The sequence below is a fragment of the Anaerocolumna jejuensis DSM 15929 genome (assembly GCF_900142215.1).
Taxonomy (GTDB): domain Bacteria; phylum Bacillota; class Clostridia; order Lachnospirales; family Lachnospiraceae; genus Anaerocolumna; species Anaerocolumna jejuensis.
This window is the reverse complement of record NZ_FRAC01000013.1, coordinates 38,498-51,481: the sequence shown is the minus strand read 5'-3', so window position 1 is coordinate 51,481 and position 12,984 is coordinate 38,498. Positions and strand designations below refer to the sequence as shown.

General features: G+C 40.6%; 11 protein-coding genes. 2 read left to right on the top strand and 9 right to left on the bottom strand.

Annotated elements, in window-relative coordinates:
- Positions 1-35: 35 nt before the first annotated feature.
- The 3 genes from BUB77_RS13610 to BUB77_RS13600 all read right to left on the bottom strand — a co-directional run bounded on the left by BUB77_RS13610 (position 36) and on the right by BUB77_RS13600 (position 3,565).
- On the bottom strand, positions 36-908 hold the full coding sequence (locus tag BUB77_RS13610; protein WP_073277024.1) for a carbohydrate ABC transporter permease: 873 nt from the start codon (positions 906-908) through the stop codon (positions 36-38).
- A gap of 149 nt (positions 909-1,057) precedes the next feature.
- Positions 1,058-2,017 carry a carbohydrate ABC transporter permease gene (locus BUB77_RS13605; protein ID WP_073276801.1) on the bottom strand — a complete coding sequence of 320 codons (960 nt, stop codon included), beginning with the start codon at positions 2,015-2,017 and terminating at the stop codon, positions 1,058-1,060.
- Between the two features lie 99 nt (positions 2,018-2,116).
- Positions 2,117-3,565 (bottom strand): ABC transporter substrate-binding protein, encoded by a 1,449-nt coding sequence (locus BUB77_RS13600; RefSeq protein ID WP_084124222.1) that lies wholly within the window; start codon positions 3,563-3,565, stop codon positions 2,117-2,119.
- Positions 3,566-3,776: 211 nt separating this feature from the next.
- Between BUB77_RS13600 and BUB77_RS13595 the strand changes: the two genes are divergently transcribed.
- Positions 3,777-5,372, top strand: a complete 1,596-nt coding sequence (locus tag BUB77_RS13595) for a response regulator (RefSeq protein ID WP_073276799.1) — start codon at positions 3,777-3,779, stop codon at positions 5,370-5,372.
- Between the two features lie 13 nt (positions 5,373-5,385).
- On the top strand, positions 5,386-7,197 hold the full coding sequence (locus BUB77_RS13590) for a cache domain-containing sensor histidine kinase (protein ID WP_073276797.1): 1,812 nt from the start codon (positions 5,386-5,388) through the stop codon (positions 7,195-7,197).
- Positions 7,198-7,292: 95 nt separating this feature from the next.
- Here the strand turns inward: BUB77_RS13590 and BUB77_RS13585 are convergent, their stop codons facing one another.
- The 6 genes from BUB77_RS13585 to BUB77_RS13560 form a co-directional block, all read right to left on the bottom strand.
- Positions 7,293-8,189 (bottom strand): DUF4179 domain-containing protein, encoded by an 897-nt coding sequence (locus BUB77_RS13585; RefSeq protein WP_073276795.1) that lies wholly within the window; start codon positions 8,187-8,189, stop codon positions 7,293-7,295.
- On the bottom strand, positions 8,182-8,706 hold the full coding sequence (locus tag BUB77_RS13580) for an RNA polymerase sigma factor (protein ID WP_073276793.1): 525 nt from the start codon (positions 8,704-8,706) through the stop codon (positions 8,182-8,184). The genes BUB77_RS13585 and BUB77_RS13580 overlap by 8 nt, the downstream gene beginning before the upstream one ends.
- A gap of 199 nt (positions 8,707-8,905) precedes the next feature.
- Positions 8,906-9,934, bottom strand: a complete 1,029-nt coding sequence (locus BUB77_RS13575) for a Cfr family 23S rRNA (adenine(2503)-C(8))-methyltransferase (RefSeq protein ID WP_073276791.1) — start codon at positions 9,932-9,934, stop codon at positions 8,906-8,908.
- Between the two features lie 499 nt (positions 9,935-10,433).
- Positions 10,434-11,132, bottom strand: a complete 699-nt coding sequence (locus tag BUB77_RS13570) for an ATP-binding cassette domain-containing protein (protein WP_073276789.1) — start codon at positions 11,130-11,132, stop codon at positions 10,434-10,436.
- A gap of 9 nt (positions 11,133-11,141) precedes the next feature.
- Positions 11,142-11,891, bottom strand: a complete 750-nt coding sequence (urtD, locus tag BUB77_RS13565) for an urea ABC transporter ATP-binding protein UrtD (protein ID WP_073276787.1) — start codon at positions 11,889-11,891, stop codon at positions 11,142-11,144.
- Complete coding sequence (locus BUB77_RS13560) at positions 11,881-12,984, bottom strand: ABC transporter permease subunit (protein WP_073276785.1); 1,104 nt, start codon at positions 12,982-12,984, stop codon at positions 11,881-11,883. Before BUB77_RS13560 ends, urtD begins: the two co-directional genes overlap by 11 nt.

The following is a 12,984-nucleotide window of genomic DNA, read 5'->3' as shown; positions in this document are numbered from 1 at the left end:
TGAATCCTTTCCCTTATGGTCTGACCTTTATAGTCTTAGCCTTTCACAGCTCCTGAGGTCATTCCCTCCATAAAATGTTTGCTGAAGAACATATAAATGACGATAATAGGAACAATTGCTATGGTAGACCCTGCAAACATGATATTCCAGGCTGCCGCCCCATCTCCCGCATTACGGAGCTGGACAACGCCAACGGTTAAAGGCCTTAATTTTTCATTTGACATGGTAAAAACCAGGGGAAGGATGTATTCATTCCAACCGCTCCGAAAAGAGAGAAGGCCTACGGTTGCAAGGATTGGCTTTAAAACAGGAAGTATAATCCTGCAATAAATCTGAAAAAAGGTACAGCCGTCAATCTTTGCCGCTTCATCCAGTTCTTTGGGAATGGAATTCATAAATCCCCGGATTAAAAAGATATTGGCTGCCTGGGCAGTACCCGTTGAAATTAAAATTACGGACAGCAGGGATTTATTCATTCCCACCTTAACCGATAACTCAAAAAGCGGCCTAAGGGAAACACTGCCCACGTTAATAAACATAAAGATCAATAATAATCCATAGATTACACTGCTTCCCCAAAACTTCTTCCTTGCAAGGCAATACCCTGCCATACTGGTAATTACCAGCGTTAAAACCATAATGCTTATACTCAGTACAATACTGTTAACGGTATAAACTCCAAAATTACCCAGTGTCCATGCTTCCGTATAATTGCTTATAATAAATTTCCTCGGTATTAAATTAATCCCTCCAAGAAGCAGTTCCTGGTTACCCTTAAAGGAACCCAGAATTACATATAAAATTGGATAAATTGTCAGCATCATAACAAAAATGAGAAATATCTGTATCAATAAATTCTGTATCTTAGTTGCAGTGGATTTCACTGCACCGGATTTTTTCCGAGCCATATTTTCACCCATTGGGCTGCTGCCCAATAAATATTACATCCGTAAAAGGATGTAATATTGCCACAAAAAAGCTGAAAGAATCCAATGTGGCTTTCCTTTCTTTTATATTTTCCTTCAACCGGATTCCTACGTTTTATTTCTTTCATTGTTTAAAACATATCATCCAATTTTTTGCTCAATCTTAAATAAGCCACCGTAATGATACCAATGATCAGTGCGGATATAATACTTAACACCGCACCATACCCAATTTGTATGGAGGTGCTCATGGAATCATTTCCGAAACACAGGGTATAAATATAGCTGAACATAACCTGTGTTCTGTTATTGGGTCCGCCGCCGGTCAATACTAAAATAGATTCATAATCCTTTAAAGCTGTCGTAATTGCCAGCATTAATATTACTTTCAGCATTGGCCCTAAAAGCGGCAGCGTAATCCTGAAAAAGATAGCTAGCCGGTTTGCCCCGTCAATCCTGGCACTTTCATAAACATCCTCTGAAATGCTGCTTAAGCCCGACATGAATAAAATCATATAGTTACCGAAACCGCCCCATACGGCTACAACAACAATGGAATTCATGGCTGTTTTAGAACTGCCCAGCCAGTCAATGGGCCGATGGATGACACCGATTGTACTTAATATTCCATTGAGCACTCCATTATAAGAAGCAAAAATAAAATAAAAAATCAAGCTATAGACTGCTGCACTGATAACCGTCGGTAAAAAGTAGACTCCTCTATAAAAATTACTTCCTTTGAACTTATTGGAAAGCAATACAGCCACAATCAGTGACAAGGGAAGTATAATAATCAGTTTTAAAATCGAATATTCAAAGGTATGTAAGACACTGTCCCAATAAATGCTGTCATTCAATACTCTTTTAAAGTTATCAAGGCCTGTAAAGTATGCTTTGAATCCATTGTAATCGTAAAATACATATTTAAATAACCACAGAAATGGATAGACCGATACGACGCACAGCAGAAACACGGATGGTAACATCATGAAAAACACACTAAATGAGCCTTTGCTTTTCGCATCCCTAACTCTTTCACGGAAATTCTTTTTATTCTGTACGGCAAGTCCTTTCCCTTTTGTTTTTTTCATCAAGACACCTCTTTATAGTTGTATAGAAAAGCTGATTACGGCCTCCCGCAGAATACCGGATGAAACGTAAACAGCTTTTCTTAACTCATTCAATCATTTTTATTTTGTTAAATAGGTACAGGTTCCCTTGCTTGGATGAAGGGGATCATAGCCTTCTACCACTAATCGTTTTACTTTACCCATGGATATTGCTTTATCTAAAGCTTTGTTATATGTTTTATTTAAAGCTGCAATGGTTTCATCAATGTCAAGTCCGTCGGGTAAGCAGGCATTCCATAAGGCATCCTGGTAATTCACTCCTTCCGGTGTAACTGCCGGAACCGTAGGATAAACATCTTCATACTCTTTTAAGGAGAAATCAGCCATACGTCCGACTTTTGCTGTATCAATTTTATCTTTCATGTAGGAGGAAATCGGTAAGGAATATCCGCCTTCCAGATAACCTTTTAAGAATTCTTCCGAACCAAAATAATCAATAACACTCATAGCCTTTTGTGCATCTTTTGCCTGGCTTGACAATGCCCATCCAAAATTAGGTGTTATAGCCAGGGCACCTTTTACTTCACCGGTATAGGTAGGAAGGTCCGCGACCGCCCATTCTCCCTTCATAGGGAATTGTTCGGTTAATACTCCTGCTTCCTGTGAAGCATTGCCATGAATACCTACGTTGCCTTCTGCAAACTGTGCTCTGATGGGGTCGATTTTCATGCTGGCTGTTCCCGGGAAGGTGCTCCCCTCATCAAACATTTTTCTAACTGCCTGAACGATTGGTTTAAAGTTGTCGAAATTAAATTCACCTTTAACATAATCATAAGCAGTTACGCCGCTCATCTGTGCAATCCCCTCTAACCAGCGGCTGAAAGGAGAACTTTGTCCCGGGAAAATAACCCCATAGGATTTTCCTTTGCCGGCTTTTGTTATAGCTGCCGCGTCAGTAACCAGCTCGTCCACAGTTTTCGGCGGATTCACTCCGGCATTTTTGAACAATTCCGTATTGTAAATCAACCTGGAACCACTTCTCATACCGGTAGGCACCCAGTAAATCTTGTCTCCGATTACATTCAGTCCTTCATATTGAACCTTGTCCACTTCATTTACCGTTTTAAAGGTATCGGTTAAATATTCATTGATGGGAGCAACAATTCCGGAATCCACAAAAGATTGTAAATCAATTTCATCCGACCCGGAAATTGCAAATATATCCGGTGATTGTCCGGAAGTGGACGCTATTGTCAGCATATTAACATAGTTATCTGTCTGGATAACATATTTAATCTCAATTCCTAAGGTGTTGGTCTTATTAAATTCCTCAATCATTTTCTCCATATAGCTCTGGTCATGACGGTTATTGGACCAAACCGTTACTACCGTTTTATCGGCATTCCCCGCATTGCCACTCCCGGTATCCCCTGCCGTTTTTCCTTCCTGCCCGCTGCTGCCGGAATTTCCGGTTCCACTTTTGTTTTTATCCGTGGAGCTGCACCCTGCCAGGGATAATAACATGGTAATTGATAATACAAATGCAAGTAGCTTTTTCATTTTTCTCATAATCTACCTCCTGTTTTTTATAAATTGATTATATCAGCGAATTCACGATCCCAATATACCGTTTTCTACGCATTATGTGATGTTTTCTTTTATTTTGATAAAAATTGTAGATTCTATTGACAGTATTCGATAATTTGCTATACTTAACCTCAAGATATTATGGCATATTTAACAATGGTTATTGGTAAATTTATAGGAACAGGTGGTACTTATGGATAATACCCTATCTCTTTTAATTGTTGATGACGAACCTGCAATAAGAAACGGACTGGCGAATGCCATTGAATGGGAAGAATACGGAATTAAAGTCATCGGTGCTGCCTCTGACGGATATGAGGCCCTCCATATGGTTCACCAGTTTAACCCCCACATTATTATAACGGATATCCGTATGCCAAACTGCGACGGCCTTGAATTAATCCGACACATAAAGGAAGAGGAAATTTCCAGCAAATTTATCATAATAAGCGGATACAATGATTTCAAGTATGCCCAAACCGCAATAAAATACCAGGTGTTTTCCTATTTATTAAAACCAATACAAATCGAAGAACTAATAAAGGAAGTTATAAATTTAAGAGACGCAACTTTAACCGAGATTCAAAATAGCCAGAATTTAATGAATACCAGGCAGCAGCTTCAAAAACAAAATCAGGCTTTGAAAGACCACTTCTGTATCAGATTATTGGATAACGAATACAAGAATGAAGCTGAAATTGATGAACAGCTTAAGAACTTAAAACTTTCCATCCAAAATACTTTTAACCGTGTTCTGGTATTTTCCTATGACAGTATTCCGGTTCAGGACAGCCTCGGGTTCCAGAAATACATCCGCCAGACAGTGGAAGACAGCTTCAACGGTTACTCCTGCGCTGTTTTTTTTAGGGATGCGGGCACTTTGGCTGTAATAATAAATACCTCCGGTAATAAAACCTCCGAAATGGAAATTTTTAAAAAAATATGCAGCAATATCATAGAATCACTTAAGCGAGATACCGATATAAATATCAGTATCGGAATCGGAGACGCCGCTCCTAACCTGCTAAATACCCAGGCCTCCTTTTTCTGCGCCCTGGAAGCGCTTTCCTACAGGCTGTATCAGACCCGGCAAAGAATTTTTGACAGCTCTATCATATCCAGGGAACCAACACCTGTTATTACACCGGATACCAAAACCAATCAGGAATTGGCCGATGCCATCTTCCGTTCCGACCTGCCGGCAATTGACCGGCTTTTGCATCAATTTTTCCATTCCCTGTTTTATGTAGAAATACCCCCTCCTAATTATATCAGAGGAATGTGCATTTTTCTTGTTATTGACGTACAAAACGGCCTTCTTGGTTATTATGATGAAATCAACCGGCTATATACCGATGTTCCTTATGAAGAGATTAATAGACTGCAGTCTTTCAGGGAAATCAGGGAATGGATCACCAATAAATTTAATACTTATTCCCAATACATGAATCAAAATTGCCTGGATAAAAAGGACCCCATTATTCAAAAGGCTAAGGCTTATATAAAAGAAAACCTATATAATAAAATTAAAGCTGAAAACGTAGCTGTCCATGTCGGTTTAAGTGAAAATTATTTCACCTTTTATTTTAAGAAAAAAACGAATAACAATTTCAAAAGTTATATCCAGACGTTAAAAATTGAAAAGGCAAAGGAACATCTGAAAACCTCCAATATTCTAATCAGTGAATTATCCTCCATGTTAGGGTATGACGATTACCGGACCTTTAACCGTGCTTTCAAAAAAGAAACCGGCCTGACTCCCTCGGAATACCAGCAAAAATACCATTAAAGCAGGAGCTGATATGAATAAATTTATCTGTTTTATCAATAACTTAAAGATTAAATATAAAGTTTTAATATGTATGTTATCTATTACAACGATTGCTTTATTGTCAGTCAGTTTTCTTTCTTATAATTATTTTTCAAACCGTCTGGAAAACCAGACAAAAAGCAATGCAAACCATACCTTAAAAATAGCTTCAAAAGCCTTAAGCTCCGAGTTTAATTTAATTTTATCCTCTACTTCCCGCTTTTTGTCCAATGCAAAAGTAGTAAAAACCTTAAAAGATATTGACAGCGGCAGCCTGGACAGATATATCTATAATTATGTAAGCCTGGATAACGATTTTGCTAACCTGATGCAAAGCCATGACTATATCAGCAGTGCATTTTTCATAGACAAATACGGTAAGTTCTACAGTTCTGCCGATTTGGGTTTAAATTATGATACAACGAACTATTTTAATTGGGATTTATCAACTGTAAATGGTATCACACTTCTGCCGGTAAAAAAAAGTCCGGTAACTCATGATACTAACGTACTTCCCCTTGTAATACCCATTTCCTATGAAACCAGAATGAATATCTGTATGGTTTCCGATTCCCCCAAAAATTCCACAGTAGTTTTTGTAATATTACTGGATTTGAATAAAATAAACCAATACTTTAACCATATTAATAATAATAAAGGCTCCGTACTATATTTGGCTGACTGCAAAGGACTTCCGTTAAGCATACCGGAAGGCTATTCCTCCTATAAACTGGCGAAACAGGATGCTATATTGGATAAAATAAGCAAATCCAAGGACGCGGTTACTTTTGATGAAAAAATGAATCACGATACTTATATGGTTTCCGGCAGCAGCCTGGATTTTAACAATATGAAGCTGGTGAGCATTGCTTTAAAAAAGGATCTGCTGTCAGACCTGACCTCCATACGGTCATTTATACTAATCTCCTGGCTTCTCTGTTCCCTGGTTTCCATATTTCTGTCCATTGTTCTGTCAAAGTTTATTTCCCATCCCATAAACTCCCTGGTTCATGTTGTGGAAAGCATACAGGAAGGCAAATACGAGACAAAGCTATTACCGAAATACCATGATGAAGTTGGTATACTAAATCATTCCATCAATGAAATGTATGATACCATCCAACAGCAGATAGTAATCATCAAAGAGGATGCCCAGTCACAGGCAGCAGCGGAAATAAACCTTTTATCTGATCAGATAAATCCTCATTTTTTATATAATACGCTTGAATGCATTCATTTTGAAATATTAAACAGCCATACAGAGGAAGCTGCTGCCATGATTGAAAGCCTTGGCAGATTTTTAAGAATCGGACTGAACTACGGCAATAATTTAATTCCATTACATCTGGAATTAACTCATGCCGGACAATATATGAAATTAATGAATCATATGTCCAATCAGAAAATAGAATTCCGTTCCTATGTGGATGATGGGTTAAAAGAATATAAAATATTAAAATTAATTCTTCAGCCTCTAATTGAGAATTCAATCAAACACGGCTTCCAGAAAAATGGCATGAAACAGAATATATTTGCTCCTTTTATAGAAGTCCGTGTTCAATTAAAAGAGAATCAGGTGATTATTACGGTGACTGATAACGGTGTTGGTATTGATATGGAAAAGGCAAAGGCTTCCCTGTATCAGATGCCCGCCCCGGATTCCAACCATGTGGGCTTAAATAATATTTACCGGCGCCTGCGGGTCTTTTATGGTGAAAGCGTTTCCATTACATTTTTTTCAGTACCGCTCTGCCAAAATGAAGTTAACATTTTCCTTCCATACCTTGTTGATAAAAATGACTAAATAAGGTTCCTTGCTATTACAATTTTAAAACTCTCTGGTACAGTGCGCTGCCTTACTCTACCGACAGCGCAATCCAAATACTCTGGGCTTTTTTCCTAATCAGAATTTTTTTCCTGCTCAATTCTCGGAGTCTTCTCGGAGTCCGTTTTATCTGCTTCCGTTTTTTTCTGGTCCTTGTCTGTATTGCCGGATTCCGTATCGGAATTCCATTCCTTCTCCAGCTCTTTTAAATAGGCTTCAGCCTTTTTAGCATCTGCTTTGGAAGAATCCAGCTTCATATCAAATAAGACATTTGTGCCCTTATAAGCTTCATTTGCGCTGATTTCTCCGGTATTCTCATCATAATTAAAGGCTTCCGTACTGAAAAAGGGGGTATCGGATACTGCCAGGTAAAGCTTTTTATCTGCAAATACCTCAATATTATCGCATTCTGTAATACGGTAAAGTACTCCGCCTATGATTTTCTCCATGTAACTGCCATTCATTGTAACGATATTATATTTCCAGGGCGTCAGCCCCTGTACCAATGGTGTTACAAATATACTATGCCCGTCTCCGTCCTTTATGGCCGTGCCATCCGTCCTTTCGACTGCAACAGCTACATACATCCTGTCAGGGAACAGTTCCCAGGCCGAGCCGGTCCTTTCACTTATGGATTCTCCTGTTACATGTCCAAGATAAGTCACGGTATAGGAACCATCTGTGACCGTCTTTAAAACATCCTTTCCCTCTTCCTTAAATGCTTCACTCAGTCGGTTATCCTGCATTTCTCTGGCCGCTTCCTTTGGCATTAAATATTGGTATGCCGCATACACTGTTGCCGGTAAGATCAATATTACCATTACAATAACAGCTGCTATCATTAATTTTCTTTTTCCTGTGTTCATATTGCCACTCTCCTTTAACTCCTTCACTATCTTGCTGTTTAATTCTTCGGAAGGGTATCTGTTCGGAGAAAGAGCTGTCTTCAGGATTTTTTCAATATCATTCATTATCCCACACCTCCAGGTATTGCTTCAATAAGTTCCTTCCCTTATGAAGTCTGCTCTTTACGGTTCCCTTTGGAATATGTAGCGCTTTTGCTATGTCCTCCACAGACATTTCAGCGGTATAATACATATACAGAACCATCTGCAGTCTATCGGGGAGCTGCTTTATTCCCGTCCTTACCGCATAGATGGTTTCTTTCCGGAGAACTTCTGCTTCGGGCTGGTTATCCATACTTTCCGCACACTCCATAAGGTTGTCATCATATTCTTCCAGACCGGCTATTTTTTGTCTGATAGCATACTTCCTTTTGTGATTTTGCCAGATTTTCACCGAGATACCCATAAGAAAACTTTTGGGGTTGCCACTGCTGTTAAGTCTGTGGCTTAACTCAACAGCTTTTAAGATGGTATCCTGATACAAATCGTCAGCGTCCATGCTGTTTCCGGTCAGATTATAGCAGAAACTGTAAACATGCTTTCCATGTTCCGAAATTAGATGATTCAATTCCTCCATCGTCATATCTGCTCTCCTCTCTCCGGGCCGCCAAACATTTTGTATCGACCTTCTTACCTACTTATTGTAATGAAAGCAGAAGCGGTTCATTTAAAATACAAATTTACGGAAATCATTAAACATACTAACATATCGAAAGAAAAAAAGCATCCTGCCATTAACAAATGGCAGAATGCTTTTAAAGTTCCTGGTGATTTATGCCCTCTCAGCAATATAACTGCCCGCAAGCCGCACTGATATCCCCGCCGAATTGGGTTCTCACCGTTGTATGGATACCCGATTTCTTTAATATATCCTGAAATTCATTTATACTTTTCCTGTCCGAGATATCAAAATGCCGGAAGGTTTTATCGGTAGCATTATAAGGTATCAAATCAACATGGTATAAATGCTTCCAGGAACCTCTGCCATGGAGCATCTGTGCAACAGCCAGCGCATGCTTTTTCGAATCATTGACTCCCTTCAGCAGAATATAGGCAATAAAAACCCTCCGTCCGGTGCGTTTAATGTGTTCATCCAGGGTCTCCATTACCTCCCCCAGCGGGTAACGCTTATTAACCGGCATCAATTCACTTCTTTGCTCTTCAAAGGGCGAATGAAGGGAGAAAGCCAGATTAACCTGGGGAAAATCCTGTGTAAGCCTTTGAATTCCCGGTATAATGCCAATGGTTGATATGGTAATCCTCCTCTGGCTTAGGTTAAACAAAGCCGTATCTGTCAGAATGGAAAGAGCATCAAATAAATGGGGATTTGCAAAGGCTTCTCCCATTCCCATAAAGGATATGCTGTCCAGCTTATGCCCCTTCATAGTAAAATACAGCAGCTGGTCCGTTATTTCATCCGCTGTCAGATTGCGCTTTAGCCCGGCTGTCCCAGTGGCACAAAAACCGCAGCCAAATCCGCAGCCGCATTGGGAAGAAATACAAAAGGATTCCCAGCCCTGTTTATAATGCAGTCCGATCGCTTCTATCCTTTCACCGTCTGACAGCTGAAACAGCAGCTTATTGGCCTGCCTGCTGTCCTTGGATACAATAGGAACTATACTATTCACCTGGTCTCCGAATTCCTGAATAAGAACCTCCCGTAAGTTCCCTGGCAGAAGGTGCATCTTGGAAAACTGCTCTATACGCTGTGTGAAAATTGCTTTTATAACCTGCTCATACCGGTAATCCGGTAAATTTAAAGCCGATATTATCTGACTCATTTTATAATATTTCGATTCTATCTGTTTCATGTGGACTTCCCTCCTTGTATTTGCAATCAAGAAGCAAAGCCAGCATGACCGGCGACTGAATTATTCCATGCAAATGTCGCCTGAAACCTCTGGCTTTGCATGGAGTCTGTCATGTGTCACGATATAATCCAATTTATACATTATTTCATCACCGCTTTTCTTAATAAAATATCGTTCTTATTTACAATTTACGTTTCTCAAATTCAGCACCTCCCTCAATAGAACCACGCAAAAAAAGAGCCGCAAGAAAGTTATTCTTACCGCTCGTAATTACAGCTGCATCCTGTCATACAAATATCCTGACAATGATGGAGGAATATCCTGATTACATCACTTTCCTGCTTGACATAATAATACCGCGGCAGATTTAACTGCTGCTTTAAAATTATGCTTTATGAAATTCAGCAAGATAAATGAAACATCATGGCACCTCGTTTTTTAATAACCGTATTATATTATAAATCAGCTTAATCGTCAAGCAGTATTCCCTTCTTTCCTGTTATACGGATAAATACTGCTTTATGACATCCTCTGAAAGGTCAATCATCCTTCCCTCTGACACAATAATTCCCTTTTGCATAATTACATAATTATCTGCCAGGCGTCTGGCAAATTTCAGATTTTGTTCCACAACGGCAATTGTTATCCCTGTCTCCACTGCTATCTTTTTCAGTGTATCTGCAATTTCTATAACGACATTGGGCTGGATTCCTTCGGTTGGCTCATCCAACAGCATCATCCTGGGCTTTCCCATAAGGCAGCGGGCCAGAGCCAGCTGCTGCTGCAGTCCGCCTGATAAAACACCGCCGTTACGGCTCATATGGACCTTAAGTGCCGGAAAATATTCCAGCACCCATTCCATACGGCTGTCAATATGAATTCCTTTGTGCCCCAGTGCACCCAATTCCAGATTTTCCTTCACCGTCAGCATGGGAATGATTTCCCTGCCCTGGGGGACATATCCTAATCCGGCCTCCGAGCGCTTAAAGGTCTTCCTTTTCGTGATATCCTCTCCGTTAAACCGGAGGCTGCCGGAGGAAATGGGCAGAATTCCTATGGCACTTTTCAGGAATGTTGTTTTTCCTACGCCGTTCCGTCCAAGGATAGCTGTCCGGCTGCCTTCCTTCACATGCAATGACAGACCATTTATTACTCTGCTTTTTCCATAACTAACCTGAACATTCTCTGCTATAAACATTCCATCACCTCAGTCCTCTTTCAAATATACGGCAATTACCTCTTGGTTTTCCTGAATTTCTTCCATGGTTCCCTCTGCCAGCAGTTCCCCATAGTTTAAGACCGTCACATATTCTGCCACCTGGCGGACAAAATCCATGTCATGCTCCACTACAATAATGGTATGCTCCCCCTGAAGCTTTTTAATCATCTCACCGGTCTTGTAAGTCTCCCTCGCCGTCATTCCGGCCGTAGGCTCATCCAGAATAATCAATTTGGGATTCTGTGCAATGACCATCCCCATCTCCAGCCACTGCCTTTGTCCATGGGAAAGGTCACCTGCCGCAAAATGCCTGTAGTCATAGAGGTCGATTTTATTTAAAATCTCATTTACCCGTTCCTTAAAGGCTCTGCTCTTCTTAAACAATATACATTGTAATAGCGTCTCAAAACCTTCCAGTGCGATTTCAATATTCTCTTTTACCGACATGTTGTCAAATACATTTGGCCCCTGGAACTTACGTCCGATCTTATATTTTCCCGCTATCTCAGCGGTGGCTTTGCCCGTTATGTTTATGCCGTCAAAGATGACGGAGCCTTCTGTCGGCTTCGTCCTGCCTGTGACCAGGTCCATAAAGGTTGTTTTCCCCGCTCCGTTTGGTCCGATTATAACACGCAGCTCTCCCCGGCGAACCTTCATATTAATGTTGGTAAGGGCACGAAATCCGTTGAACTCTACGGAAAGATTCCTTGTCTCCAGCAGTACCTCCTCAGCCTTCATGTTCACCCCCGCCTTCCTTCGCTAAAATTCGTTCCTTCCGCCTGTGGTCCTGATGCTTTTGCCGGACATCCAGTATTGTTCCTACTATTCCTTTCGGAATTAGAAATACTGTCAATAATATGATAATTCCCAGTATAAGCTTCCAGTATTGAACAAAATCCGCAGACAGATTTGAAAATAAGGAGCTTAATTTTGTTTCGGCAATCTGCAGAAGCAGAGTTCCCAGCATGGCTCCGGTCAGGTTTCCTCTACCTCCCACTGCTATCCAGACCAGAACAAAGGTGGACAGGTTTATTCCAACAGAGGTGTAATTGATACTTCCCTGCACTCTGACATACAGCACGCCTGCCAGCCCTGCTATGATACCGGACAGCACCATAATAAATATTTTGAACCGGGACGGATTATAGCCGAAAAATACCAGCCTCGGTTCATTTTCCCGTATTGCCTGCAGAACCTTGCCGGTCCGGGACCTTGATATTCCCAGACATAGAAGATATACCGCAAGCAGAAACCCGAACACAATAAAATAATACTGAAAATCCGGCAGGCTTTGTTTACTGTTATTTGAAAGGACAGTCCTGGATACGATGGTAATTCCGCTGTCTCCATGGGTATATTTACTGGCATTTATCACAAAGAGCTCTGCTATTCCCGATAAAGCCAGTGTAATTAAGGAGAAGAAAATTCCCTGTATCTTACCTGTGAACATAAAGATTCCAAGAAACAATGCTATGAGTCCCGGGACCAGCAAGGCCATCAAAAAAGCCCCCTGGTCATTTCCCAGCAGGGAGAGGAACCACGGCAATTTCTTATACCGGACCCATTCCGCCTGATTTATCCTGGCACAGGCAATTCCTATCATGTAGCCTCCGGCACCAAAGAATACTCCATGGCCCATACTCATTAATCCGGTGTAGCCCCATAGGAGGTCAAGGGATAAGGCAAAGATCATATATGCCATAATTCCCGACATAATATAAGCCCAATAGACCGAATGAAAAGCCGGATACAGCAGGAGGTAAATCAGGATAATTACGTCTATATACCGGTTCACCGGCATGGCTTTTAATTTTAATAAGACGTTCTTCAA

Bases quoted from the DNA above. Each gene is read 5' to 3' on its own strand.
- BUB77_RS13580 (WP_073276793.1), bottom strand. From the start codon at position 8,706: ATGACGATGGAGGAATTGAATCATCTAATTTCGGAACATGGAAAGCAT.
- BUB77_RS13590 (WP_073276797.1), top strand. From the start codon at position 5,386: ATGAATAAATTTATCTGTTTTATCAATAACTTAAAGATTAAATATAAA.
- BUB77_RS13595 (WP_073276799.1), top strand. From the start codon at position 3,777: ATGGATAATACCCTATCTCTTTTAATTGTTGATGACGAACCTGCAATA.
- BUB77_RS13575 (WP_073276791.1), bottom strand. From the start codon at position 9,934: ATGAAACAGATAGAATCGAAATATTATAAAATGAGTCAGATAATATCG.
- BUB77_RS13600 (WP_084124222.1), bottom strand. From the start codon at position 3,565: ATGAGAAAAATGAAAAAGCTACTTGCATTTGTATTATCAATTACCATG.
- urtD (WP_073276787.1), bottom strand. From the start codon at position 11,891: ATGAAGGCTGAGGAGGTACTGCTGGAGACAAGGAATCTTTCCGTAGAG.
- BUB77_RS13585 (WP_073276795.1), bottom strand. From the start codon at position 8,189: ATGAATGATATTGAAAAAATCCTGAAGACAGCTCTTTCTCCGAACAGA.
- BUB77_RS13605 (WP_073276801.1), bottom strand. From the start codon at position 2,017: ATGAAAAAAACAAAAGGGAAAGGACTTGCCGTACAGAATAAAAAGAAT.
- BUB77_RS13570 (WP_073276789.1), bottom strand. From the start codon at position 11,132: ATGTTTATAGCAGAGAATGTTCAGGTTAGTTATGGAAAAAGCAGAGTA.
- BUB77_RS13610 (WP_073277024.1), bottom strand. From the start codon at position 908: ATGGCTCGGAAAAAATCCGGTGCAGTGAAATCCACTGCAACTAAGATA.